Below are 25,949 nucleotides of genomic sequence, written 5' to 3' on the forward strand. Positions count from 1 at the left end.
AGCGGCTCGGCGTTGAAGTTCCTGAAGAGCCCAAGACCGACTCCATCACCGCCCACCTCCTGAACACGTTCCGCAGCGTAACGCGTGGGCGGCGCTTTCTGACAACAATGGTCGGCGCCTTCCCGCTGCCCTTGTCCGGCCGCGATATCTCCGACTGGCTCGATTCGCACCCATCGCCACTCTCGAGGGATGAGATCGATGCCGCGATGTTCGCGCTGGATGCGGTATGCCTTTCTGCTGATGAAGACTGATTCCTCAGTTGGGAGCGGCCTGCTGTTAATGCTAGATTGCCTTCCTCAACAGGGAGGCGATGCTTTGAAAAATATTATTGCGCTAGGGTTGGTCTGCATCGCGCTGGCCGGATGTGAAACCACAAGGGTAGCGCCTGATGCGGCTCGACAGGTTGCACCGCAAGACGTGTACGCATTCAGCCGGCCGAGCTCGCCGAGCGATGCCAGGATCGTATTCACTCAAGACGCGGGCGGCATGAGTTGCTTCGGGGCAGGGATGAAGGTTTATCTCGATGAGCGCTTGGTTGCAGAAACTGGGAGCGGTGAGTCGGTGAAGCTTTACCATAAGCCAGGACCGACCCAGTTGAGCATCAAGAACAACGCGGGATGCGCCGGCGGCGATCTGCGAGGACTGCTGCTGGACCTGAAACCTGGCTACTCGTATTCAGTCCGCGGCTATCGTGGTATGTGGGACAAGGCTGAGCCGCTACTCACAAGTCCTTCGCCGTACATTTACAAAAAATAGATGGCAGGATCGATGCTTTTTTACGTTCATTTGGATGGTAGATTGATGCCATCTAAAAGGGAGCAGCTCGAATGAATAGAATCGCACCAGCACTTGCCGCGCTCGCGTTTAGCTCTCTTGCATTAGCAGATCCGGTCGTCGATGCCTTTGATGCGGCGCTTGCATCTGCCAAAACGACAATCACGCTGCAACGAGCGTGCGAGGTTTCGATTCAGAGCAGCGACGTAAAACCATGCATGGAAGCAAGCACCGCGCACGAAGATTACGAACGCAAGACGCGGCATATGCTGAGCATTATCGGGCCTCCTCCTGATGGCCTTTACCAGCACGTTAGGCCTGAGCAGGGCGCCGAGTTGGTAAATCTTGCCAACGAGATCAAGGCATCGATGGACATGCTGGTTAAGTACACCGATCCAAAGTAGGAAATCCAGCTGCGAGGCACAGCTAACCCAATCAATAACCGGTCAATGGCCGGTTTTTTTTCGCCCGGAGAAAAGCTATGACCCAAACATCCCGCCTGGTGCTTGAGATCGACAGCCGTGACGCTGAGCAAAAGGCGGAAGACGTCCGAAAGGCGCTTGGCGCCCTTGAGGCTGCCGGGCTCCGAGTAAAGCCTGCGATGGATCAGGCGGGCTCCGGCATTGACGGCGCAGGCAGCAGCGCCCGCAAGGCTGCAGGGTCTATTGACGGTCTTGCGGATAGTTCGAGCAAATCAAGCGAAGCCTCAAAACGAACAGCAGAAACATTCGGCCAGGCCAGCAACCGCCTGCTTGAAATGGCTAAGAGCTCTCTGCAGGCCAGCGAATACATCAAGGCGATGTCCGCCAGTACTGAAAAAGCGGGCGCCGCTTTTGACGTGGCAAGCACCAAAGCGGCCAGCCTTGCAGCTCTCGAAAAGCGACTGCGCGAGGAGTCGGACGCGAATGTCGGTGCAAATGGCAGAATGGCTGACGCCTCGAAAAAATCAACAATCGCAACGCAAGAACAGGCGACCGCGCTGGCGAATTTGCTTGGTCGAATCGATCCCGTGTCGAGGAAGCTGGCCGAGCTGGATAAGCAAGAGCAGGAGTTGCAGCGCCACAGAAAATCCGGAACGTCTGGGCTCGACACTGAAACATTCAAAACCTACCAAGCAACGATCGACAAAAACAGAGCAGCTCTTGGTGGGTTCAATTCGGACCTTAAACAAACCGGCGTTTCGGCGTCGCAGACCCAGACAGCGCTGCGTCAACTGCCTTCCCAATTCACTGATATTTTCACCAGCATTGCTGGCGGTCAAAATCCACTGCTGGTGCTGATCCAGCAGGGTGGTCAGATTAAGGATTCATTCGGCGGCATTGATAACACCGTTGAAGCGCTAGGCAAGAAAGTCAAAGGTTTCTTCTCTTCGATTATTGGTAGTGCCGGGGGAATAACTGGAGCTGGTATTGCTCTGGGTGAGCTGGCATCTCAGCAAAATGCTGTAGCGCAAGGTTCGGAAGCTGCAGCTGAAGGTCTCGGCGGCGTGGCCGAAGGAGCTAACACAGCGACCGACGCAGTCAAAAACGCTAAGGACGCGGCAGCTGCTTTGGCTTCGGGTGCTGGCGGGGCCGGAACCAGCTTGCTCGCCATAGTCGGCGCAGCGACTGCCGCCGCGGCCGCAATCGGTTTGTTAATTTATGGGTACAACAAAGGCAGCCAAGAGGCTGACGCCTTTAATCAAGCGCTCACTCTCACCGGCAATGCTGCCGGCACAAGTTCCGGGGCTCTCGGATCTATGGCGCGCAGAATCAGTGATGCAACCGGTACGGTTGGCGCAGCTGCAGCTGTTCTGGCCCAGCTCGCGAGCTCTTCAAAAATTCCGGCGTCTTCTTTCGAGATGATCGCGACCGCCGCTCTGAAATTGCAAGATGCCACGGGACAGGCCGCAAGCAAAACCGTGGACGACTTCGAGAAGATCGCCAAGGACCCGGTAAAATACTCGAAAGAACTGAATGACCAGCTGGGCTATCTGACCGGCAGCACTTATGCGCAGATTGACGCGCTGGTTAAGCAAGGCGATCAGCAGGGGGCTGCCACTCTTGCCGAAAAAGCTTACGCAGAAGCCTTGGGCGAGCGCGCTGACTCTATCAAAGGTAAGTTAGGTCTGATCGAGGGGGCGTGGGACGGCGTTAAGGATGCAGCCAAGGGGGCGTGGGACGCCGTTCTTGACGTTGGTCGCGAAGATACATTCGAGCAGAAGCTTATCAAGCTCGAAGATCGCCTTCAGAGCATTCGTAACGCGAAAGTGATGCCTTCGCTGTTCAGTGACAACCCCGACCTAATGGAGCTGTCTGGAGGAGAGTCAGCGGCGCAGTCAGAAATCACAGGGCTTTACGTGCAGAAGGCTGAAGATGAGCGCCGCGCCGCAGCAAAGGCAGACGTTATTCGCCTGAATAAAGAGTCCATTGCGAGCCAGGAAAAACTAAATGAGGCTCTCACTAGCACGTCATCAAATGCTGTGAAGTTGAAGGCGAGATATGCCGAGATCGAGAAGCAGGTTGAGGCGGCTCGGCTCACCGGTAAGGCGTACTCTGAAGAGCAAATAAAGCAACTGAAGGACGCTGCTGCCAAGCAGTTTGGCGGGCCGAAGCCGAAGGAGTACCAGGAGAATGCCGGGCAAAAAATGCTGGATCAAGCACGCCAGCAGTACTCGGTATTGCAGCAGCAAAACGCACTTATAGGCCAGCAGGGTGACGGGGCCAAGGTTCTCGGAGCGGAAGCAAAACGACTTCTAGAGCTTGAGCAACAGATTGCAGATCTGAAGCAAAAGAAAACACTTACTACAGCGCAGAAACAGATTCTGGCAATGGCTGACCTCAACGTCGCCCAGCAGAAGCAGAATGCGGCGCTGGAAAAGCAAAACGAGCTCAAGAAGATTTCCACCCAGCAAACCCAGAAGCTTTTGGCCTTTCAGGAAAACCTCAACTCTCAGCTAAGCCTCGCTCAAAGCGGGCTGGATCAGAAGCTTGCAGGCGCTGGGCTGGGCGACAAGGCGCTTCAGCGGCTGCAAGAGCAGCAACAGATCCAGCAGTCATACCAGTCGCAGATGGATCGGCTGACCTACGACTACAACAAAAGCGACAAGACGGCCGGCTCGACGCAGCTTTATAACCAGGAAACGGAAGCGCTCCGATCTGCGCTCGGGCAGCGTCTCGCCATGCAGCAGGGCTATTACGTCGCGGTCGATAAGGCCCAGTCGGATTGGACTATTGGCGCGTCCTCCGCTTTCCAGACTTACGCCGAACAGGCCAAGGATGTCGCGGGGCAAACTCGCGAACTGTTCACTCGAGCGTTCACCAACATGGAAGACGCGGTGGTGAATTTCGTTCGCACCGGCAAGCTGTCCTTCAAGGACTTCGCCAACGGTGTGATCGAGGATCTGATCCGCATCCAAGTTCGGCAGGCGGCCGCCGGCTTCCTCAGCTCGGCATTCAGCGCATTTTCTGGAGCGGGCGCAGCGACAGCTGGTGCGGGCACCGCTGCATCGGCAGGAAGTACAGCCGCTGGCTATTCCTCACAGTACGGATTCTCCGATGGCGGCTTCACTGGCGCCGGCGGCAAATTCGAGCCGAAAGGGGTGGTGCACGGCGGCGAGTTTGTAATCCGCAAAGAGGTTGTGGATCAGCCGGGCATGCGCGAGTACCTGGAGCGGATGAACGCCAACTCCAACGGGTATGCCGATGGGGGCTACGTCAATCCGACTTCGGCTGCAGCGACCACCAATGTCACACGCGGCGCGTCTTCCGATGGATCGGCGCCGAACATCATCCAGCAGTTCAGCTTTCAGGGCACACCTGACGACTCGACCATCAGCCTTGTGAAGGATGCTGCCTACCAAGGCGCGAAGGGCGGTTACGAGATGGTTATGCGCGACCTGAAACAGAACGGACCCATCCGCCAGCTGATCGCGCGGCGCTAAGCCTTAAGGAGTAATGCATGGCTCTCACGTGGCCGGCTTCGCTGCGCCCGTCAGAAATGACGTGGGGCATCGTCAACAACAGCAGGGCATTCACCTCGACGCTCTCGAACGCCCAGCAAATCGTCGGTTTCGCGGGGGCTTACTGGCAATGCACGCTCACGTTTGGGCTTCTGACGCGGGCGCAGGAGCGAGAGCTCACGTCCTTCCTCGGAAAGCTGGATGGGATGTTCGGGACATTCAATATGCCGGCATTCACTCGGCGGCGGACCGTCAGCGTTGGTTCGCTGGCGGTCGTCACCGGCAATGCCCAGGCGCGCAGCATGCTGATCCAGGGCGCCGCCCCAAACGCTCCAGTTTTCAGCGCCGGCGACTACATCACGATCGCTGGCGAAATGTTCGAGGTCACCGACCCGGTTTCCTCAAATGCGCAGGGGCGAGTGACGGTTTCGCTCAACAAACGCATTCGCAAAACCATGGTGGCCGGGACGGCGATTGAGTACCTGAATCCATATTCAGAGATGCGCATGACATCCGATACCTGGTCGTTGGCGGTCCGGCCTGTTGTCGCCAACGGCAGCTACCAATTCAGGGAGGCGTTCTGATGCCATCTGCATTCCCATTCAGCCAAAGCGTCGTGGACATCATTGCGACGGGCAAATTTATGCCCGTCTACGCCGTGCAGCTCGACTTCGTCGACGGCATGGTCTTCGCACACACCGGCACCGGCCAACTGGTCGTGGACGGGATCACCTATGACGGCGTGGGTAATTTCGGCGAGGTGAGTCAGTCGCAGGAAAGCGACAACTCCGGCTCGCCCATGTCGGTCGATCTGACGCTGAGCGGTCTGGATTCCTACATCCTTTCCGAAACCAACGTTCGGGGATGCCGCGGGCGGTTGGCGAAGGTCTTGTTCATCGTCTTCGACGAAGCCGGTAATTACGCCGCCGACATTCTGTTTTCGGGCCGCATGGATGCCGCCAAATTCTCATTCGCCGGCAATGGCCAGGACGGCAACAGCATCACGGTTCCGGTTATTGACCGCATGGCCGAGTGGAGCCGCACTGGAACCGAGCGGTTCACGGATGAAAACCACCGCGCGCGCCACCAGGGCGACCGCTTCTTTTACGCGATCGCCCAGATGTCCGAGTGGCCAATTTATTGGGGGTCCACGAAGGATGCCCCGACATTCAACTACGAGTAATCGCCATGCGACACAGAGATTGGACCACGCGTCTGCATGACGTGATCAAGGCCGCCCAAGGGCGGCCTTTTTCATGGGGCGAATTTGACTGCTGCGTGTTCGCCGCTGATTGCTCGGCCGCCGTATGCGGTGTCGATCCAGCGACGAATTACCGCGGCAAGTACAAGACCGAGAGCGGCGCCAAGCGGCAGTTGAAGAGACAGCACGGCAGCCTCGAAGCGGCATGGGACGCCTGCTTCTCGCGGATTGCTCTGCCTTATATCCAGCGCGGGGACGTTGTGCTGTACGACGCGCCGCGCGGCCGAAGCATGGCTGTTTTCTGGGCCGGGGATTACTGGTCAACCACCGATGACGGCGTTTCGCGGGTTGAGTGCGAACCGCTGGCGGCATGGAGAGTTGAATAATGAGTTCTGGAGTTAAAAAGCTCGCCCAAGTCGTCGTCGGCGCGGTTGTTGGTTTCGCTCAAGGTGGCCCGTGGGGCGCAGTGATCGGCGCCGGCCTGGCCTTCTATGCTGCGGAGCAGCAAGAAAAGCTCAACACCAAATCTCCACTCAGGAACAGCGAGCCATCAGCTCAAACCGTCAGGTCATCGAAGGCACCGGTCCGTTTCATTCTCGGGCGCGTGGCCACCGGTGGCGTGCTGGTCTGGGCTCAAGAGCAATCCGGCGTGCAGAGTGAGGGCGAGTGGCTGCACATGGTTTATGTGCTGAGCGAAGGCCCCATTGATGCATTGGAAAACATCTACCTCGGCGAGGAAGAGATCGGCTCGTTCGGCGCGTCCGCGAGCTATGAACTGATCGTGAACCCCACTCAGCCAAATGCTTTCTTGGTGGCCAATTGCGCCGGCTGGAAAGACAGCCAAATTGGTCGAGGACTGTCGTTCGTTCGGCTTTCACTGCGCTACAGCGCGGAGAAGTTCCCCTCCGGCATTCCTGATGTTCGCTTCATTGTCCGGGGCAGAAACGATATCTATGACCCGCGCTCAGGCACTTCCGGTTACTCGGGCAACACCGCGCTGCACATCCTTTGGTTTTTGCGATCGCGCTGCGGCGTGCCTGATGATGAAATCGTCTTCTCGACCTTCGCCAGCGCAGCCAACGTCTGCGACGAAAGCGTCATAAACGCGGGAGGCTCCACCAGCCAACGCTACCGGTCGGCCTGCGTCATTGGAGCTGATGAACAGCGCGGGGGCGTCCTGCAAAAGCTGGAGGCGTCATGCGCAGGCAAACTGATCCGCGTGGGCGGCCGATGGATGCTTCAGGCGGGCGCCTATTACGGCCCGTATGACTTCGAAGTCACCGAAGACATGGTGATCGGCACCATCACAGGCAGCACCGAGCCTACCAACGATGCCGCCATCAATACCGTCCGCGGCACCTTCATTGATCCGTCGCAATCCTGGACTGAGACGGACTATCCAGAGGTTCGAATCGATGAGTGGGTGGTTGAAGATGGCGGTGAAGCCGCGGAAACGCTGACCTTCTCCTACGTCACCGACCCGTACCAGTCCCAGCGATTGGCCAATATCGAACTGCGTAGGCGGCGCGGCGGTGGCACGATCAACATTCCAATGAATCTGTCCGGCTACAACTGCCGCCCAGGTCGTGTTATCCGGGTGAATCTCCCTTCGCTCAACATCTTGGGTGAGTTCATCGTCACCAACTGGGCGATGGGAAACAAAGACGGCTGCAGTGTGTCGGTCGCCCAATACGAGGCTGCGCAGTTCAACGATGCGGTGGGGCAGCCATATAACCCGATCGGCTTTATCAATCTGCCAGCCGGCGGCTTGGGCTCGCCGACGAATCTCACGTGGACCCAGAACACCGGCGCGGAGGTGATTCAAGGCGTGCTGTCGTGGATGCCGCCCGCTGGAATCGTGAAGGAATACATCCTGACCGTGCGCCAAGGCGCGAACGTCATTCAATCGCACAACGTTCCGGCCACGTCGACAGAGTGCGCCGTCAATGGTCTTCCGTCTGGCAATTACACGCTGAGTGTCTCGGCGGCCGGGCCTATGGCGCGCTCTGGCGAGGCGACAATCGTGATCAGCATAAACGGTCCGCCAATCCCCGAATCCTGCGTGGTCCAATCCTCGATCAATAATATCGTGCTGATCCCTCAGAACCCGAACTACGGGCTCAATGGCGGCACATACGAGTACTTCTTCAGCACCTCGCCGACGGCAACAGCGGCGAATGCTTACTACTTGGGGCAAGGGTTGTCTTTCACACATACAGGCTTGGCGTTCTACACGAATTATTATTACTTCGTGCGATCGATCAATGCTTATGGGAAAAGTGCATTCCTCTATGTGCCGACTTCGACTTCCAATGACGTTTCGGCCTATCTGGCCGCGCTCGCCGGCAAGATCACCAAGACGGAGCTGAGCCAGAACCTGCTCGGCGAGATCGAGAAGATCCCAGGGCTGCAGGCGCAGATCGATGCGCTCGACGGCCTCACTGCGTACAAGCCAGGTCAAACGTACGCGAAGGGCCAGATGATCGTCGAGAATGACCGGATACTTCAGGCCAAAATCGCGGTCCCGATCAACACGCCTCCACCGAATGCCACTTACTGGCTGGACGTTGGGCAGTCGATTGAAACAGTCGGCGGCCTGGCCCAGCAGGTCGCATTCAACACAGCTGATATCACCGAGCTCGACGGCGCTGTAACGGCGCAGGCAACGGCCTTCCAAGCGTTGCGCGCCTCATCCCGGGATGACAACGGGGAAGGGGAGCTGGCTGATGCGCTGAAGGGTTGGACCAGCACGGCGGCGATCGCGACTGAGGCCAAGGTCAGGACTTCGGAAAACGAGGCGATGGCCCAAATCACGACCACTCTTGATGCCAAGGTCGGGCAGAACGCGGCGAACGTCACCACGCTGGAGCAGGTCGTTTCGACCAACCAGTCTTCCACTGCAACGAAGATCGATCAGCTCAGCGTCACTGTTGGGCAGAATGGTTCGACCATCCAGCAGCAGGGCGGAGCAATTCAGCAACAGGCAGGGGCGATCCAGCAGAACACTGCCGCGATCCAGCAGACGGCAACGGCCTACGCCGATACCGCCGGAAAGTTGACGACGATGTGGTCGGTGAAGATGCAGGTCACCGCAGGCGGGCAGTACATTGCCGCCGGCATAGGGCTTGGCATCGAGAACACAGGCGCAGGCCTGCAAAGCCAGTTTCTTGTCAGCGCCGACCGCTTTGCCATCGTCAATACCATCGCCGGCGGCGCCGTCTCAGTTCCCTTTGCGGTGCAGGGCGGCCAGGTGTTCATCAATTCGGCTTTCATCGCGGATGGCACGATCACCAATGCCAAGATCGGCAGCTACATCAGCTCTACAAACTACATCGCCGGTCAGCAGGGGTGGATCCTGAATAAGGACGGCACGCTGGAAATCAACGGTGTTGTGCCCGGCCAAGGCCGTCTTGTCATCAACTCGCTAAACGTCTCCGTCTACGACGCCAACAATGTGTTGCGCGTCCGTCTCGGCTATCTGGGGTGAACAATGGCGCTTTATGGGGCTCAGGTTTTCAACGAGAGCGGCCAACTCGGCATGGATACCAACTCATTCACCTATCAGGTTCTTTGGCAGGGAGTGATCAACTTCAGCATGACGAGTGGTAACACTCCGACGATTTACACTTTCAACATTCCCGGGTTTAACCCCGCAACTTGCGTTTTCATGATTATCCCGACACGACCTCAGGATGTGCAAACAGCGGAGGGGGATGCAACAGGCAACACCAAGTCATACCCCTATGTAACTACTTCGGTTGGCCAGGTTGTTGTCAGGTCTGCCAACCCCTCTGCAAACCTGAACAACACCAACCAGACAAGGATTGTCGCCAAGGCCTACGCGATAAGGTTTTCCACATGACCCACGGCTTTCAGAGCATCAACGATAGCTCTTACATCCAGATCGACTCTGAGGCTCCCCGCCTGTGCATGCTCACAAGAGGCTCGTACTCTGGTAACGGATCAGCAATTGGCACATTCGCCCGGGCCGTGACCAGCCAAGACCCTCCAATCGTTTTTATTCGTCCAGATCAAAACGGACAAATACAGGTTCCCATATCCATTTGGTTTACTGGAGGGCCAGGCAATTGGACGGGATTTGCAATGTACGCCTCAAACGTTAACGGAGTGCTCAGCGGTCAGTACTTTGTGGCGGCATGGGCGTCGATGGGAACTGCAAACTATGGAATGAGGTTGTGGGGTGCGGGAGGAGAGCTTGTATATGACAGCGGTGCGCCAGCAGTAATCGTAACTTTCGCTGCTGGTAACTGGACGTACGTGGGTAATGAATTGCTTTCGGTTGGGCGGAGATACTTCTGGAGCATAAATAAAGTAATGGGTGTCGGCGAGTTCATCGCAATCAATTCATTCGCAATGCATTGCCACGACGGAGCCACGGGCGGCGGTTGCGCAGTGGGCGTGGATTACGCCAATGGACGGATCATGCTTTACAGCTTAGCCACCGCCGCCTGGACCGATCAAGGTCATCGTCCTTTTCTCTGCGCCAAGTTACTGGCCTGACCCAAACTTTTGGAGATAATCAATGCCCTGGTATAAATCGGGAACGGTCGCTGTCGCCTTAAATTCAACAACGGTTATTGGCACGGGCACGGCATTCATTGCCAATGGCCGCGTGGGTGATGCCTTCCGCGGGCCTGATGGTCGATGGTACGAAGTAGTCAACATCGCCAGCGATACCGCCCTATCGATTTCTCCCGCCTATCTGTCGTCAACCGGCGCTGGAGCCGGGTACGCCCTGGCGCCCATGCAGGGCTACGTCAAAGATTCTGCCGACGCCTTGCGTTCGCTCGTTAATACATACGGCGCGAAGCTGGCCGCGCTCGGATCGACAGCAAATTTCGAAGTGCTGCCCATTATCTACGGCGGCACCGGCGGTAACACCCAGGCGGATGCGCAAAGCGCCCTGAACCTGGTGCGTCAAACCGGCTTCTCGGATAAGACTCTCAACAGCTTGTTGGTCGTGGGCGCTTTCGGTCGGATGGGCAATGGTGGCTTGCAACAAGGCAACACTGTAGATGCGAACAATTTGCCGGTGCAGGGCCGCTACACCTTTGCCTCTGGCGGGCTCAACCTGCCAGAGTCCACCTGCAGCATCGAGCACGACCCTCATGCCGCCGCCGGCTATGCCTCTCAGTTTGCTCAAGGCCTGACCACCAACAACCTGTACCACCGTACGCAAGTGGCGGGGACATGGGGTGCATGGGAGACTTTGGTAAAAGGTGGGGCCAACAGCAACATCACGTCGCTCTCTGGACTGACCACTGAGCTCAGCATTGCCCAGGGCGGGACGGGAAACAGTACCGGTACAGCTGCCAAACTGACGCCGTCGGCAATTGTGGGGACGGTTGCTCAGTCGGGTGGGACTCCCACTGGTGCCATTATTGAAACGCTCACCAACGCCAATGGAACTTACACGAAGCTCGCCGACGGCACTCTGATCTGCCAAGGGCCAATGCCGGACTTTGCCGTGGCCGCTGGCTCAGTCGCTACGGTTTCATCGCCTGCTACCTTTCCCGCGTTGTTCATCAATACGAATTACTACTTTGAGTGCAATGGCTCGCCGAACGCGAGCAACGACATGTATGGTTTCACACGGGTGAACAGCAAAGCCGTGCACAGTGCCACGGCAATTTTCAGAAACGGTTCGGTGGCGCAGACGGTTGCTAACTGTCGGTATGTCGCAATTGGGAGGTGGTTCTGATGCGCATTAATCTTTCCCCGCAGAGTCGGGATTTCGGAATTGAAGTCGTTCGCTCAGGCGAAACACTTACAATCAATGGCGAGGCCTTCGATTTTTCACCGATGGCTGACGGCGACACGCTGCCGGCTGCCGCCATTGACTCAATATGGTTCGCCGGGCCGGTCGAGAAACGCGACGGAGAACTTGAACTGACATTGTTCCTGCCTCTTCCGACGAACTTCAGCCCGGAGCAGGCTTTTCCACAGCCGCTGTTGAGCGTGCCGGACGGCATCGTCATTTTCCCTGCACCGCTACCGCCAGAAGTCGAAGAAACCGTAAGCAAGGAGGGCGTATGAATATCGACTGGAGCCAGCTGATTACGAAAGCAATGAAGGACGCTGCTGCCCAGGCTGAACAACTTGCCACGGCGAAGACAGAGCTTTCAGCCCGGAATGCCAGTGCCGTTACTCAGATTGGGCGAATTCAGGACCGTGTGGACACTATCGGTTTTGGCATCGATATCGGCGAAGCGACCGAGGAAGATGAGGCAGAGCAAGCCGCACTACTGATCAATCTCAAAGCCTGGAAGACCTACAAGTTCGCGCTCGGCAAGGTCACAACTCAGGCGACCTGGTACGCCGCGCCCGTGTGGCCCGTTGAGCCAATTGTGCCCGTAATCATTGCTGCGCCAGAGGCTCGTTCCATCGACCTGATGTGACGCGTTACAGCACCCCAAAGCACCCGCCATCGAGCGGGATTTTTTTTGCCTGGAGAAAACCAATGGCTGTTTCCGAAAAAGACCGCGACATCCTCGCCCGCACCTTGTGGGGCGAGGCGCGCGGCGAAAGCCTGGCTGGACAGATCGCCGTAGCCTGGACCATCCGCAACCGCGTGGAGATGGACCTGCACAACGACGGCAAGCCGGACTGGTGGGGCGAGGGCTATGCCGGTGTGTGCCTGAAGCCGTGGCAGTTCAGCTGCTGGAACAAGAACGACCCCAACTATGCGTATCTGAGTGGCGCGAAGCCGATTCCAGCAAAAGAGCTCGCCCGGGCGCGGATGGCGGCAGACCATGTGATCGACAGCAAGGCGCCGGACCCAACCAAAGGTGCCACGCACTATTACGCTACGACCATGCCGCGTCCGCCGACGTGGACGAGGGGCGCCAAGCAAACACTCAAGCTCGGGCAACATCTGTTTTTCAAAGATGTGCCCTGACAAGTCATTCGTCAGCGCCGGTTGAATAAGCATATGCCCGAAACGATACTGTTTATCTATCCAGTATCGAGCAAGCAAGATGTATTTCCTAATCACCCACATGAGAGAACACGGCGTCGCCCGGTCTTGGAAGGATATCCAAGGCGGAAAGCCAATTAGGGGCGACATCAACATCAGGAGTCAGATGTGCCAGGCGCTTAATAGAAGCAGCGATATCGCCGAAATCAGGCCGCAGGGTATGCCGCTCGACGCGACCCCTCTGCCGCCGCTGCTCGATGCTCGACTGTCGGGGATGGCGACCAACGCCTTTACGCTCAGCGGTTTGGAAGAACTCGACGGCCGGCTGTATGCGCAGTCGTGGTATTGCAGGGAGGTCTGACTATAAGCCGCAACCGTCCGACGGCCTAAGCATCGCGATCGTCAATTTGATGAATGCATCGTTACGGTCCAGTGCCTCGAGTGCAGCTCGCGCATTCCTGCTTGCCTCGACACCGCCTTGCCGCTCGATCCAGTTAGACAGTTCCAAGAGAGCAGCCTCCAGTGCGAGCTGGTTTTCGTTGATCGCTTTGAAGAGGGGGTGGATCAGGTCTGCATCTGACATGCTGCTTTCCTCCATGAAAAGGGCAGGGTAGCAGTAGACAGACTGTGTTCGAAAGGATTTGTGTTCGGTCGACAGGACGTCGGGAGAGGGTAAAAACTACGTCGGGGGATTTTCGGGGATTCGCTAATTCCAGTAAAGCACCGTGGGGCATCGTTGCAGCGAGCGCTAGGTGCAAAGCCCTGATTTCATTGGGCTTTAAGGAGTTCTGCTAGCATGGGGTGCTAGGGGTCGAGTGTTCGAATCACTCCGTCCCGACCATATAATTCAAGGGGTCACGAGATTTTATCTCGCGGCCCCTTTTTATTTTCAGTGGTTTTTACCCCTACAGAACCACTGGCTCTGGGTGGAAACCCTAGCTGATACGGAGGCCAGAGTTAGTCCCTTAATGGAGATGAGCTCGACTTCGGGTGGCAGCGTGATTCGCGTCTCGTACATGAAAATCATCAGAGTCGGATTTTCGTTGTCATGTGCTTATCCAGGCGACACGCTTGGTCAGCTGACGTTCGCATATGGCTTTAAGGTCCAATCCAAAGCCCATTGATTCGATGCCCGCGACAGCCGGGCAATCATTGCTTTAGTTACTTCACGAAAACTACGGATACGGTTCCAGATTGCCATCCGGCCGGTGAGTTCGGCCAGATACCTTTCAAATCCCGGTGTTTTCGTAATACCAATCCCCAGTCATATTGATCACATCTGTGGGTTTGCGCTCCTGAGTGACATAAGGCTTTTGTGGCGAATAAATATAGGACGCGTAGCACAGGAAGCACGAAAGGCTGATTGTCGCGAACGTTACGCGCCCATGCTCTGACCGAATGTCGATCCTGATGGGCGCTATCTGCGCTTCTTCTGCCGCGTCGCTGACCACGCTGAACAGCCGTGCTCCGTGTGCGTCGAAAGGCTTGTTCCCGTCATCGCTGCCACACGTGGAACTCGGTTGGTCTGCGTAGTTTCCAGATTCGGAATCGATACGCGTGCACCAGTCCTGATTCTGGTAGTGGGAAATCCGATGTTCGTTCATGGTGGCCACCAGTGCGGTAAGCCGCTGGCTCATTTTGGGGTTGGTTGAATCAGCGGTTACCCAAACTCCGGAAGCAATCAATACCCATAATGCTGCGAGAAAAATGAACACGGATTCAACACGTGACCAGATCGACATTACCCACTTTCCCTATTGTTTGATCGCATTCCGTGCATCGTGACATGGCTGAACAAAATCGTAAGATCCAAACCCTGCATCCAAATTCTTTGAATTTTTTCGAACCCCAGACATCTGACAGCCACAAGCTCCATTCTCCTTTGCGTTAGAATTCCCGCCCAAACGTTTCGCCCCCCGTTCGCCCATGGCCGTGATGAGGCCCGACCGCTAGAGCTTATACATGCAATCAAATAACCGCAGCGTCGGCGCTTCCTTACTCCTGCAGAACTTGCGAGCGGGTACCGCGCAACTGCACATTGCTTTAGAGAAACGCCTGCCGTTTTTTTCCCCTTCGCTGGACCACGCTCATTACCAGCGTCTTGTTCAGGCCTATTACGGTTTTTACCAGCCGTTGGAACAGCGCCTGAAAGACAGTGGAAATACTCCCGACGACTTTGATCTGGCCGTGCGCCTGAAGACGCCCACGCTGCGCAGCGATTTGCTGGCGCTGGGGCTGAGTGATCAGGCTATCGATCAATTGCCGCTTTGCGAGACCTTGCCCGCGACCGTTTCTGCTCCAGCCTGTCTCGGCGTTTTGTACGTGCTCGAAGGCGCGACCCTCGGTGGGCAAATCCTGCGGCGCGAGATTGCTGCGCGCCTGAATCTGGATGCCGACAATGGCGCCGCTTTTCTGGATATCTACGGTGCCGCCACCGGTCGTCGCTGGCGCGATTTCACCGATTACCTGGCCACCAGCCCATTTGACGCGTCCAGTCGGCAAGCTGTCGTCGACGCCGCCCAGCAAACATTTGCCTGCTTTGAGCGCTGGCTCGATCGCACAGAGGTGCTTTTATGAATCCGTTGGACAAAGACGCTTTTGACGAGTTGCTCAACAATTGTAGCGACGAGCCGATTCGCACGCCCGGCGCGATCCAGCCACACGGCGTGCTGCTGACCTTGTCCGAGCCGGATCTGCGTATTGTGCAGATCAGCGCCAACGTTCAGGACTTGTTGGGTCGCGCAGCGCAGGAGATGGTCGGCGAGCCATTGCAGCGGCTGGTCGGCGCTGACTACGCGCAAGCGATCGAACAAGCGGCGCAGCAGGACAATCCGCTGGACGGCGCCGAATTGTTTTTCACTCTCAACGGCGCCACGTTCGAAGGTTTTGTGCACCGCCATCAAGGTGTTCTGGTGCTAGAACTGGAGGTCGAGGATCCGGCGTTTCAGCCGCGCACGGTCGACGGCAAGCCGAATAACCTCGGCCGTATGTTGCAGCGCCTTCAGCGTGCGAAAACGCTGCAGGCGTTGTATGAAACCAGTGTCGAGGAAATCCAGCAGATCACCGGTTACGACCGGGTGCTGATCTATCGCTTTGAAGAAGAAGGTCACGGTCAGGTGATCGCCGAAGCGACGTCGCCGGATATGGACGTGTTTCAGGGGCTGTTTTTCCCCGCCTCGGACATTCCCGAGCAGGCGCGCGAGTTGTACCGCACCAATTGGCTGCGAATCATCCCCAACGCCGATTATCAACCGGTGCCGCTGGTGCCCAAGCTGCGCCCCGATACCGGCCAGCCGCTGGACCTGAGCTTCGCCAGCCTGCGCAGCGTGTCGCCGATTCACTGCCAGTACATGAAGAACATGGGCGTGCTGTCCTCCATGAGCATTTCGCTGCTCAAGGGCGACAAGCTCTGGGGCCTGATCAGCTGTGGCAATCGCCAGCCGTTGCACGTCCCGCACGAATTGCGCAGCGCCTGCCAGACCATCGGCCAAGTGTTGTCGCTGCAGATCAGTGCGATGGAAGCGCTGGAAGTCAGCCGCCAACGTGAAGACAAAATCGACGCGTTGGCGTTGCTCAATCAAGCGATGATCGACTCGACGGAAAACGTTTTCGACGGCCTCGCGCAGCAGCCACAGTTGTTGATGGCGCTGGCCAATGCCGGCGGTGTGGCGATCATCGAAGACAAGCAACTGCATCGCTACGGCAACTGCCCCGAGCCCGAAGAAATTCGTGCGTTGCACAAGTGGTTGCAGACCTCTTCGCAGAAGGTTTTTTCCAGTCATCAACTGTCGCTGGTGTATCCGCCGGCCGCCGCGTTCACCCAAGTCGCCAGCGGCGTGCTCGCCATGAGCCTGCCGAAACCGGTGGACAACGGCGTGTTGTGGTTTCGCCCCGAGGTGAAGGAAAACATCAATTGGAGTGGCGACCCGAACAAGCCACTCAACCTCGAAAATTCCGACGGCGGCCTGCGTTTGCGTCCACGGACTTCGTTCGAGATCTGGAAAGTCGAGATGGCCGGGATCTCCACCAAATGGAGCCACGGCGATTTGTTCGCCGCCAACGATTTGCGGCGTTCGGCGCTCGAAAGTGACCTGGCGCGTCAGGTGCTGCGCGAGCAGCGTGCGGTTCAGGCGCGAGATGACCTGGTGGCCGTGGTGTCTCACGACCTGCGCAATCCGATGACGGTCATTTCGATGCTCTGCGGGATGATGCAAAAGGCCTTCAGCTCCGACGGTCAGCACACCTCGCGGCGCATCGCTACGGCCATCGACACCATGCAGCAGGCGACCAGCCGGATGAACACGCTGCTGGAAGATTTGCTCGACACCTCGAAGATCGATGCCGGGCGCTACACCATCACCCCGCAGCCGCTGGCGGTGGCGGAAATGTTCGAAGAAGCGAATGCCTTGCTGTCGCCGCTGGCGCTGGACAAGGACATCGAAATTTCCTTCCACGCCGAGCCGCAACTGAAGATCAACGCCGACCCGGAAAGGCTGTTCCAAGTGCTGTCGAATCTGGTCGGCAACGCGATCAAGTTCACGCCGCGCAGTGGCAAGATCGGCGTGGTGGCGATGGCCTCGGGCGATGAAATTGTCTTCAGCGTGCGCGATACCGGCGAGGGGATCCCGGCAGACCAATTGCCGTTTGTGTTCGATCGCTACTGGACGGTCAAGGAGGGCAATCCTTCCGGAACCGGTCTGGGACTTTACATCACCCAAGGCATCGTCGAGGCTCACGGTGGGCGCATCGAAGCACAGAGTGAAGTGGGTAGGGGCACCGAGTTTCGGTTTACCGTGCCGAAGGTTTGAGTCGTCAGGAAAGAGCCAATTGATCGCCGGCACGCGGCCGGCGATTGACCTCGGCATGTGCGGATAACCCGAAGTTATCCTTCACCTGAAAGCATGTTGAAAGCTTGCCAGTGCACTCTCTGGCAAATTGCTCTGCTATTGTTTTGAAGACCTCTTTTCATCCATTCGGATGATCTACCGTAAGCAGCTTTACGGCACCGTCATTACGGGCAGGTTCGCGAGTTCACGAGAAACGCATCATGCCCACACCGCCAATAGATCGTCCGCCAGCCGAGCCCCAGTCTCGGGCTGAAAAAATCGTCGAGTTTCGTCGGCAGAAAACCCTGCTCAAGACTGGCGCGTTGCAGGACGCGATCTTCAACAGCGCCTACTTTTCCAGCATCGCCACTGACGAAAAAGGCGTGATCCAGATCTTCAATGTCGGCGCCGAGCGCATGCTCGGTTACAAGTCCGAGGACGTGGTCGACAAGATCACCCCGGCGGACATTTCCGACCCCAATGAACTGATCACCCGCGCCGCCGCCCTCAGCCTCGAGCTCAATACGCCGATCACGCCGGGGTTTGAAGCGTTGGTGTTCAAGGCGTCCCGGGGCATCGAAGACATTTATGAACTGACCTACATCCGCAAGGACGGCAGCCGTCTCTCGGCGATGGTGTCGGTGACTTCGCTGCGCGACAGCGCCGAAACCATCATCGGTTACCTGCTGATCGGCACCGATAACACTGCGCGCAAGCAAGAGGAGGCGACCCAGGCCTTGCTTGACCAACGCCTGCGCGATCAACAGTTTTATACCCGCTCGCTGATCGAATCGAACATCGATGCGCTGATGATGACCGACCCGCAAGGCATCATCTCCGACGTCAACATGCAGATGATGGCGTTGACCGGGCGCACCCGGGACGAGCTGATCGGTGCGCCGTGCAAGAACTTTTTCACAGACCCGGCGCGCGCCGAAGCGGCGATCAAGCGTGTGCTCAGCGAACACAAGGTCAGCGATTACGAGCTCACCGTGCGCGCCTATAACGGCACTGAAACCGTGGTTTCGTACAACGCGGCGACCTTTCATGACCGCGACCGCAAGCTGCAAGGCGTATTCGCTGCTGCCCGCGATGTCACCGAACGCAAACGCTTCGAACGCACGCTGGAAGAGAAGAACATCGAGCTCGAACATGCCAGCCACATGAAGTCCGAATTCCTCGCCACCATGTCCCACGAACTGCGCACGCCGCTGAACGCGGTCATCGGTTTTTCCGAAGCGCTCAAGGACGGCATGGTCGGCGACATGACCGAAACCCAGCGCGAGTACATCGGCGACATTTTCAACAGTGGCCAACACTTGCTGTCATTGATCAATGACATCCTCGACCTGTCCAAGGTCGAAGCCGGGATGATGGAACTGGAACTCGAACCGGTCGAACTGCAAAGCCTGTTGAGCAACAGCCTGCTGATCGTGCGCGAGAAAGCCGCACTGCAACGCATCCAGCTGAAACTGCAATCGGACAGCGACATCGGCACCTTCGAGCTCGACCTGCGCAAGACCAAACAGATCGTCTACAACCTGCTGGCCAACGCGGTGAAATTCAGCGCGGCGGGCGGTTTGGTCACGTTGGCGGTGCGCCGGGTCGGGCGTGAGCAAGTGGGCACGCTTGAAGGTGACTGGCCGGTGCACGGCTTTCAGATTCCCGACAGCGATTACCCAGAGTTTCTCGAGTTGAGCGTCAGCGACACCGGCATTGGTATCGCGAGGGGCAACATGAACAAGTTGTTCAAGGCGTTCAGCCAGATCGACAGCAGCCTGGCACGCAAATTCGAGGGCACCGGCCTGGGCCTGGCGATGGTCAAGCAATTGACCGAGCTGCACGGCGGCAGTGTCGCCGTCGCCAGCCTGGAAGGGGCGGGCGCGCGATTCGTGGCGTGGCTGCCGATCCGACATTCAACCACTGTGGAGGCGCCATGGCCGAGATCCTGATCGTCGAAGACAATGCCGCCAACATGCGCCTCGCCCGGTTGCTGCTCACCAGCGCCGGCCACAGCGTGGTGTGCGCAGCTGATGCGGAGACCGGCCTGAAGCTGGCCCGCGAGCGGCAACCCGCGCTGATCCTGATGGACATCCAGTTGCCGGGAATGGATGGCCTCAAAGCCACTTCTTTACTCAAGCAAGACGCGCTGACCGCCTCGATCCCGGTGATCGCGCTCACCGCCATGGCCATGAAAGAAGACGAGGAGAAAACCCGTCTGGCCGGTTGCAACGCCTACATCATCAAACCGCTGCGCTACAAGGAGCTCTACCGGGTCATCGACACGTTGCTGCAAAACACTCTGCCTCAACAGCCCTCTACCTGAGCTCTTTCCATGTCCGACACCGCCGCTACCCTGTTGATCGTCGACGATGAAACCCATGTCCGCAAACTGCTGCAAATCCTCTTGCAGAATCAGGGTTACCAGACCCTGACCGCCAGTTCCGGCGAGGAAGCCCTCGCGCTGGTCGCGCAACAACCGCCCGACTTGATCCTGCTCGACATCATGATGCCGGGCATGGACGGCTACGAAGTGGCGCGCGAGCTCAAGTCCCACAAGGCCACCGCCAACATCCCGATCATCATGCTCTCGGCCCTCGGCGAACAGAGTGCGCGGATTTCCGGGCTGGAGGCGGGTGCCGAAGAATTTCTCAGCAAACCGGTGGAAAGTGCCGAGTTATGGCTGCGCGTGCGCAATCTGCTGCGGCTCAAGGCGTTCGGCGATTACCTGAAAAGCCACAGCCTGATGTTGGAAGACCAATTGCAGCAGCGCACCATCGACCTGGAGCGGTTTCGTTCGGCGATGGACGCTTCGGGCGATGCGATTTTCCTCGTCAACCGCAGCACCATGCGCCTGATCGAATTCAATCGGCGCGCCTGCCAGGTATTGGGCTACAGCCCCGAAGAACTGCTGAAGAAAACCCCCGCCGACCTCAGCGATGGTTCCCTCGAACAGCTTGAGCGCCTGTATGACCAGATCATCGCCGGCAAAGGCCCCAGCGAGCCGATGGAAGCGCACATCCACTGCAAGGACGGCCGGCATATCCCGGTAGAAATCCACCGCCAGGCCTACAAGACTGGCGAGGACTGGATCATTGTCGGGATTGCCCGCGACATCACCGAACGCAAGGAAGCCGATCAGCGCATGCTGAAAATGGCTCATTACGACACGTTGACCGGTCTGCCCAACCGCAATCTGTTCTTCACCACGTTGCAGATGGGATTGACCCAAGCGGCGCTCAGCGGGTGGCAATTGGCAGTGGTCACCGTCGACCTCGATGATTTCAGAAACGTCAACGAAACCTGGGGCCATCTGCTGGGTGATCAGATGCTCACCGAGCTCAGTCAGCGCCTGACCCATTGCCTCAACGTCAGCGACACCTTGGGGCGCATGGACGGTGACGAATTCGCGCTGATCCTGATGATTCGCGAGGGCCAGGCCGATCCGCTGCAAACCGTCGAACGCATCCGCGAAGCCTTGCGCGTACCGTTTCAGCTGGCTGATCACGCCACAGCGATGACCGCCAGCATCGGCATCGCGCTGTACCCCGACGACGGCGACGACGCCCATCGGTTGATCAAACACGCCAACACCGCGATGAACCGCGCGAAGAAAATCGGCCGGGACACTTATCGTTTTTACACCGCGCAAATGAACGCCGACGCGTCGGCGCGGCAAGAGCTGGAAACGGCCTTGCGCGAGGCGGTAGAACAGCAGGCATTCGAGTTGTTCTATCAGCCCAAGATCAGTCTGGCGGATGGCTGCGTTTGCGGGTTGGAAGCCCTGTTGCGCTGGTCGCGCCCAGGCCTGGGGCCTGTCTCGCCGGCGGTGTTTGTGCCGATTCTGGAAACCCTCGGGCTGATTTCCGAGGTGGGCAGTTGGGTGATCCGCCGCGTCTGTCAGCAAATTTGGGGCCGTTCCAGGTGGCGGTCAACGTGTCGGGCCAGCAGATCATCGAGGGCGACTTGATCGACAGTATTCGCCAAGCGTTGATCGACCATCGGATTGATCCGCAGTGGCTGGAAATCGAACTGACCGAAAGCTCTTTGATGGAAAACACCTCGCACACCATCGCCAGTTTGCAAACACTGCAGGCGCTGGGGATCAAGGTGTCGATCGACGATTTCGGCACGGGTTATTCCAGCCTCGCTTATTTGCGGCGTTTCCCGATCGACAAGCTGAAAATCGATATCGCCTTTATCCGCGAAGTCACCAGCAACCCGCAGGATGCGGCGATCGCGCGGACGATTATCGAACTCGCGCACAGCTTGCATTTGCAAGTGATCGCCGAAGGGGTCGAGACCGCCGAGCAACTGGCATTTCTGACCGAAAACGGTTGCGATCAGGTTCAAGGCTACCTGTTCAGCCGACCGCTGCCGATTGGCCAACTGGAAGTGTTTTTGCGTGAGCGGCAGGCCTCCGAGCCCTAGCCGCCCCAGCCCTCACTGACTGCCCGGCGTATCCCTTCGAGCAACATCGCAAACGCCGGGTTGTCATTGTTTTCGCGCCAGATCAGGTGCAGTTCGCTTTGCACCCCTTCGCCCAGATCGATATCGCGAAACTGCACATTCTTGAACACCACACTCGTCGCGCAACGCGGCACCAGCGCCAGACCCATTCCGGCGTTGACCAGCGCCAGAATGGTCAGCGACGAACCCAGCCATTGCACGTATTCCGGCGCCACCCGGGCCGAGCGCAGCATGCCGGTCAGCAGTTCGTTGAACGGTGGGTAAGCAGCGTGGGAGTACATCAGGAACGGCTGGGCATCGAGGTCCTGCACGGACACGCTGTCAGCGCTGGCCAGTCGATGATTGCTCGGCACTGCGAGCACAAACGGCTCGCGCACCAGGCATTCGGTGGCGTAACCCGGTTCCAGCAGCGGCGCGCGGACGATGCCGAGGTCGATACGTCGTGCGCGCAGGGCTTCGTGCTGCTGGTAGGTGTTCATCTCCGTCAGATCGATTTTCACGTGAGGCTGTTTCAGCCGTGCCTCGGCGATGACTTTGGGCAGGAATTCATACACCGCGCTGCCGACGAAGCTGATATTGACCGAGCCGATATCGCCTTCGGCGAACCGTCGCGCGGTGACGGCGGCCTGTTGGGCGCGCTCGAGCAAGTTCTGCGCTTCGATGAAAAATGCCCGGCCGGCAGCGGTCAACGCGACGCTGCGGGTGGTGCGGGTGAACAGCTCGACGCCGAGGTGGTGCTCGAGTAATTGAATCTGCCGACTGAGCGGCGGCTGGGTCATGTTCAGGCGTTCGGCGGCGCGACGGAAGTTGAGTTCGGTGGCGACCGTGGTGAAGCAGCGCAGTTGGGTAAGCTCGAACATTGATCTAATCCAGGTATCAATCGAATGCCAAGTTAGATTAGACGGGATCAATTGTCGCGTCCATGATCGGCTCGTCCCTACAAAAACAAGATTGGGAGTTGCCTCTTGAAAACCCTGCAGAGTTCGCCGCAGCCCACGGTACTCGCCCGTGCGGCGTCCAAAGTGAAACGCCATGTGCTGCCGTTGTTCGTGGTCATGTTTATCGTCAACTACATTGACCGGGTCAATATCGGCTTCGTGCGCAGCCATTTGGAAACCGACCTCGGCATCGGCGCGGCGGCGTATGGCTTGGGCGCCGGGCTGTTTTTCGTCGGTTACGCGCTGTTTGAAGTGCCGTCCAACATGCTGCTGCAACGCTACGGCGCGCGCGTCTGGCTGACCCGCATCATGTTCACCTGGGGCGCCGCCGCGATGGCGATGGCCTTCGTTCAGGGCGAAACCAGTTTCTACGTGCTGCGCTTTATCCTCGGCGCCGCCGAAGCCGGATTTTTCCCCGGCATCATTTATTACTTCACCCAGTGGCTGCCGGCGTCTGAACGCGGCAAGACCATGGCGGTGTTTCTCAGTGGCTCGGCGATTGCCTCGGTGATCTCCGGCCCGGTCTCCGGTGCGCTGCTGAACATCAACGGTTTGAGCCTGCATGGCTGGCAGTGGATGTTCCTGATCGAAGGCTTCGCGTCCATCGTGTTGTGCGGTTTCGTCTGGTTCTGGCTGCAATCGCATCCACGTGAGGCGAAATGGCTGAGCGACGAGGAGCGGGGCGCTTTGATCGCGGCGATTGCCGAAGAACAGCAGGCGCGCGAAGCGGTGAAAGGCGTCAAGCCATCGATGTTCAAACTGTTGGCCGACCGGCAGATTGCGCTGTTCTGCTTCATCTACTTTTCCATTGCCCTGACCATTTATGGCGCGACGTTCTGGCTGCCGAGCATGATCAAGAAGATGGGCAATCTGGGCGATTTCCAGGTTGGCTTGTTCAACTCGGTGCCGTGGATCATCTCGATCGTGGCGATGTACGGCTTCGCAGCGCTGGCCGGCAAATGGAAATTCCAGCAGGCGTGGGTCGCGCTGACATTGGTGATCGCCGCGTTCGGTATGTTCATGTCCACTACCGGCGGGCCGGTCTTCGCGTTTGTCGCGATCTGTTTTGCCGCAATCGGTTTCAAGGCTGCCTCGGCGCTGTTCTGGCCGATTCCGCAAGCCTATCTGGACGCACGGATCGCGGCGGCGGTGATTGCGTTAGTCAACTCCATCGGCAACCTTGGCGGCTTCGTTGCCCCGACCGCGTTCGGCTTTCTCGAGCAAACCACCGGCTCGATCGAGGGCGGCATGTACGGCCTCGCGGCGACGTCGCTGATGGCTGCCGTGGTGATCTTTTTCGCCCGCACCACGCCGAAAGCCACCTCGCCAACGCCGCGCAAGCGCAACGGCAATTCGCCCGACGTCGTGGTGCCGAGCCACGCCGCATCGCATTAAGCCCTGGATATTGATCAATCGGAGCCTGACCTTTGAAAATCAAACGAGTGACCGTGACCCCCATCGCTTTCCGCGATCCGCCACTGCTTAACGCCAGCGGCATTCACGAACCTTTTGCCTTGCGTTCGATTATCGAAATCGAGAGCGACAACGGCTACATCGGCCTTGGCGAGAGCTACGGCGATGCCCCCGCGCTGGCGATCCAGCAACAGTTGCAAGCGCAACTGATCGGCCTCGACCCGTTCAACCTCAACCACCTGCGCGCGATCGTCCAGGCCACCGTGGCGGCGAACAAAACTTCGAGCGTTGCTGGCGCTGAGCTGGCGCCCGGTTCGCACGCGAGCAAAGCGGTGAGCAATGCGTATTCGGCATTTGAAGTGGCGTTTCTCGACCTGCAGGCGCACGCGCTGAACGTGCCGCTGGTGGACCTGTTGGGCGGGGCGATTCGCGATGAAATTCCGTTCAGCGCCTATCTGTTTTTCAAGTACGCGCAGCACATTGATTCGCCGTACAAACCCGACAGTTGGGGCGAGGCGCTGAACGAAGAGCAGATCGTCGCCCAGGCACGCCGGATGATCGAAACCTATGGTTTCAAGAGCATCAAGCTTAAGGCCGGCGCCCTCGAGCCGGAGCATGAAGTGGCGTGCATCAAGGCGTTGAAAAAGGCTTTTCCGGGGTATCCGCTGCGCATTGATCCGAACGCCAATTGGTCGCTGGAGACCTCGATTCGCATGGCTGAATTGCTCGGCGAAGACCTGCAATATTACGAAGACCCGACGCCGGGCCTCGAAGGCATGTCCGAGTTGCACAAACGCACCGGGCTGCCGCTGGCGACCAACATGGTGGTCACCGATTTTGATGAGTTTCGCCGCAGCGTGGCGTTGAACAGTGTGCAGATTGTGCTGGCCGATCATCATTATTGGGGCGGCCTGCGCGACACTCAGGCGCTGGCGAAAATGTGCCAGACGTTCGGCGTCGGTGTGTCGATGCATTCCAATTCGCACCTGGGCATCAGCCTGATGGCGATGGCGCACGTGGCGGCGTCAGTGCCGAATCTGGATTACGCCTGCGACACCCATTACCCGTGGCAGGAGCCGGATGAGGAAGTGATCAAGGGCGGCAAACTGCCGATTGTCGACGGCTGCGTGAAGATCACCCGCGCACCTGGATTGGGCCTGGAACTGGACCACGATCAGCTCGGCAAACTGCATGATCAATACCTGACCTGCGGGATCCGCCAACGAGATGATGTGAAGCAGATGCAGCGCTATAAACCGGATTGGAAAACCCTGAAGCCAAGGTTCTGAATCCCCCAGCTACCGACAATCCTGTACGTGCCCGCGTCGGTTCTGTAGCAGCTGCCGAGGTACGAGGCTGCGTTTGGGTCTGTAGCAGCTGTCGAGCCTGCGAGGCTGCGTTCGGCTGCGAAGCAGTCGTGAAATCAGTTGACGCGGTGTTTCAGGAAAAC

General features: G+C 58.1%; 23 protein-coding genes, 1 tRNA gene and 1 pseudogene. 22 read left to right on the forward strand and 3 right to left on the reverse strand.

Annotated features, from left to right (window positions below; genetic code table 11):
• The first annotated feature begins 315 nt into the window (after positions 1-315).
• The 14 genes from BLU01_RS23815 (at position 316) to BLU01_RS23875 (ending at position 13,213) form a co-directional block, all read left to right on the forward strand.
• Entirely contained in the window at positions 316-756 is a 441-nt protein-coding gene (locus tag BLU01_RS23815; RefSeq protein WP_157720187.1) for a hypothetical protein, read from the forward strand.
• 71 nt (positions 757-827) lie between these two features.
• Positions 828-1,178: a hypothetical protein gene (locus tag BLU01_RS23820; protein WP_092280075.1), complete on the forward strand. Its 351-nt coding sequence runs from the start codon at positions 828-830 to the stop codon at positions 1,176-1,178.
• Between the two features lie 77 nt (positions 1,179-1,255).
• Positions 1,256-4,696 carry a phage tail tape measure protein gene (locus BLU01_RS23825; RefSeq protein ID WP_092280077.1) on the forward strand — a complete coding sequence of 1,147 codons (3,441 nt, stop codon included), beginning with the start codon at positions 1,256-1,258 and terminating at the stop codon, positions 4,694-4,696.
• Between the two features lie 17 nt (positions 4,697-4,713).
• The gene (locus tag BLU01_RS23830; RefSeq protein ID WP_092280079.1) at positions 4,714-5,298 is read left to right on the forward strand and encodes a hypothetical protein; all 585 of its coding nucleotides are present in this window, start codon (positions 4,714-4,716) and stop codon (positions 5,296-5,298) included.
• Positions 5,298-5,897 carry a hypothetical protein gene (locus tag BLU01_RS23835; RefSeq protein WP_092280081.1) on the forward strand — a complete coding sequence of 200 codons (600 nt, stop codon included), beginning with the start codon at positions 5,298-5,300 and terminating at the stop codon, positions 5,895-5,897. Before BLU01_RS23830 ends, BLU01_RS23835 begins: the two co-directional genes overlap by 1 nt.
• Positions 5,898-5,902: 5 nt before the next feature.
• Positions 5,903-6,301 carry a DUF6950 family protein gene (locus BLU01_RS23840; protein ID WP_092280083.1) on the forward strand — a complete coding sequence of 133 codons (399 nt, stop codon included), beginning with the start codon at positions 5,903-5,905 and terminating at the stop codon, positions 6,299-6,301.
• The gene (locus tag BLU01_RS23845) at positions 6,301-9,402 is read left to right on the forward strand and encodes a phage tail protein (RefSeq protein WP_092280085.1); all 3,102 of its coding nucleotides are present in this window, start codon (positions 6,301-6,303) and stop codon (positions 9,400-9,402) included. The genes BLU01_RS23840 and BLU01_RS23845 overlap by 1 nt, the downstream gene beginning before the upstream one ends.
• A 3-nt stretch (positions 9,403-9,405) precedes the next feature.
• On the forward strand, positions 9,406-9,777 hold the full coding sequence (locus BLU01_RS23850; RefSeq protein WP_092280087.1) for a hypothetical protein: 372 nt from the start codon (positions 9,406-9,408) through the stop codon (positions 9,775-9,777).
• Positions 9,774-10,436 (forward strand): hypothetical protein, encoded by a 663-nt coding sequence (locus tag BLU01_RS23855; protein ID WP_092280089.1) that lies wholly within the window; start codon positions 9,774-9,776, stop codon positions 10,434-10,436. The genes BLU01_RS23850 and BLU01_RS23855 overlap by 4 nt, the downstream gene beginning before the upstream one ends.
• Positions 10,437-10,458: 22 nt before the next feature.
• Positions 10,459-11,637: a pyocin knob domain-containing protein gene (locus BLU01_RS27870; protein WP_197675569.1), complete on the forward strand. Its 1,179-nt coding sequence runs from the start codon at positions 10,459-10,461 to the stop codon at positions 11,635-11,637.
• Positions 11,637-11,972, forward strand: coding sequence for a hypothetical protein (locus tag BLU01_RS27810; RefSeq protein WP_167370449.1), 336 nt, complete (start codon positions 11,637-11,639; stop codon positions 11,970-11,972). Before BLU01_RS27870 ends, BLU01_RS27810 begins: the two co-directional genes overlap by 1 nt.
• Positions 11,969-12,334 carry a tail fiber assembly protein gene (locus BLU01_RS27815; RefSeq protein WP_167370420.1) on the forward strand — a complete coding sequence of 122 codons (366 nt, stop codon included), beginning with the start codon at positions 11,969-11,971 and terminating at the stop codon, positions 12,332-12,334. The genes BLU01_RS27810 and BLU01_RS27815 overlap by 4 nt, the downstream gene beginning before the upstream one ends.
• A gap of 62 nt (positions 12,335-12,396) precedes the next feature.
• Positions 12,397-12,834: a cell wall hydrolase gene (locus tag BLU01_RS23870; protein WP_092280091.1), complete on the forward strand. Its 438-nt coding sequence runs from the start codon at positions 12,397-12,399 to the stop codon at positions 12,832-12,834.
• Positions 12,835-12,913: 79 nt separating this feature from the next.
• Positions 12,914-13,213, forward strand: a complete 300-nt coding sequence (locus BLU01_RS23875; protein ID WP_092280093.1) for a hypothetical protein — start codon at positions 12,914-12,916, stop codon at positions 13,211-13,213.
• Here BLU01_RS23875 and BLU01_RS23880 read toward each other — a convergent pair whose 3' ends face one another.
• A complete protein-coding gene (locus tag BLU01_RS23880; RefSeq protein WP_092280095.1) occupies positions 13,214-13,435 on the reverse strand; it encodes a hypothetical protein in 222 nt (73 codons plus the stop codon).
• 143 nt (positions 13,436-13,578) lie between these two features.
• Between BLU01_RS23880 and BLU01_RS27660 the strand changes: the two genes are divergently transcribed.
• Positions 13,579-13,693: transfer RNA gene (locus BLU01_RS27660), tRNA-Ser, on the forward strand.
• 388 nt (positions 13,694-14,081) lie between these two features.
• Here BLU01_RS27660 and BLU01_RS23890 read toward each other — a convergent pair.
• Positions 14,082-14,594 carry a hypothetical protein gene (locus BLU01_RS23890; RefSeq protein WP_092280099.1) on the reverse strand — a complete coding sequence of 171 codons (513 nt, stop codon included), beginning with the start codon at positions 14,592-14,594 and terminating at the stop codon, positions 14,082-14,084.
• Between the two features lie 220 nt (positions 14,595-14,814).
• Here BLU01_RS23890 and BLU01_RS23895 point away from each other — a divergent pair, with 220 nt between their 5' ends.
• The 5 genes and pseudogenes from BLU01_RS23895 (at position 14,815) to BLU01_RS23915 (ending at position 22,109) form a co-directional block, all read left to right on the forward strand.
• Positions 14,815-15,429 carry a biliverdin-producing heme oxygenase gene (locus tag BLU01_RS23895; protein ID WP_092280101.1) on the forward strand — a complete coding sequence of 205 codons (615 nt, stop codon included), beginning with the start codon at positions 14,815-14,817 and terminating at the stop codon, positions 15,427-15,429.
• Entirely contained in the window at positions 15,426-17,660 is a 2,235-nt protein-coding gene (locus tag BLU01_RS23900) for an ATP-binding protein (protein WP_092280103.1), read from the forward strand. Before BLU01_RS23895 ends, BLU01_RS23900 begins: the two co-directional genes overlap by 4 nt.
• Before the next feature lie 239 nt (positions 17,661-17,899).
• Entirely contained in the window at positions 17,900-19,630 is a 1,731-nt protein-coding gene (locus BLU01_RS23905) for a PAS domain-containing sensor histidine kinase (protein ID WP_092280105.1), read from the forward strand.
• Positions 19,615-20,004: a response regulator gene (locus tag BLU01_RS23910; protein WP_092280107.1), complete on the forward strand. Its 390-nt coding sequence runs from the start codon at positions 19,615-19,617 to the stop codon at positions 20,002-20,004. Before BLU01_RS23905 ends, BLU01_RS23910 begins: the two co-directional genes overlap by 16 nt.
• 9 nt (positions 20,005-20,013) lie before the next feature.
• Positions 20,014-22,109, forward strand: a pseudogene (locus tag BLU01_RS23915) (EAL domain-containing response regulator).
• On the opposite strand, the gene BLU01_RS23920 reads toward BLU01_RS23915, so the two are convergent.
• On the reverse strand, positions 22,106-23,008 hold the full coding sequence (locus tag BLU01_RS23920; protein WP_092280109.1) for a LysR substrate-binding domain-containing protein: 903 nt from the start codon (positions 23,006-23,008) through the stop codon (positions 22,106-22,108). The pseudogene BLU01_RS23915 and the gene BLU01_RS23920 sit on opposite strands and share 4 nt — an antisense overlap.
• 105 nt (positions 23,009-23,113) lie before the next feature.
• On the opposite strand from BLU01_RS23920, the gene BLU01_RS23925 reads away from it, so the two are divergent.
• Both BLU01_RS23925 and BLU01_RS23930 read left to right on the forward strand, forming a co-directional pair.
• Positions 23,114-24,481, forward strand: a complete 1,368-nt coding sequence (locus tag BLU01_RS23925; protein WP_331716111.1) for an MFS transporter — start codon at positions 23,114-23,116, stop codon at positions 24,479-24,481.
• A 32-nt stretch (positions 24,482-24,513) separates the two neighbouring features.
• Positions 24,514-25,788, forward strand: a complete 1,275-nt coding sequence (locus BLU01_RS23930; RefSeq protein WP_092280111.1) for a glucarate dehydratase family protein — start codon at positions 24,514-24,516, stop codon at positions 25,786-25,788.
• Positions 25,789-25,949 lie beyond the last annotated feature (161 nt).

This window comes from Pseudomonas prosekii, assembly GCF_900105155.1.
Classification (GTDB): Bacteria; Pseudomonadota; Gammaproteobacteria; order Pseudomonadales; family Pseudomonadaceae; genus Aquipseudomonas; species Aquipseudomonas prosekii.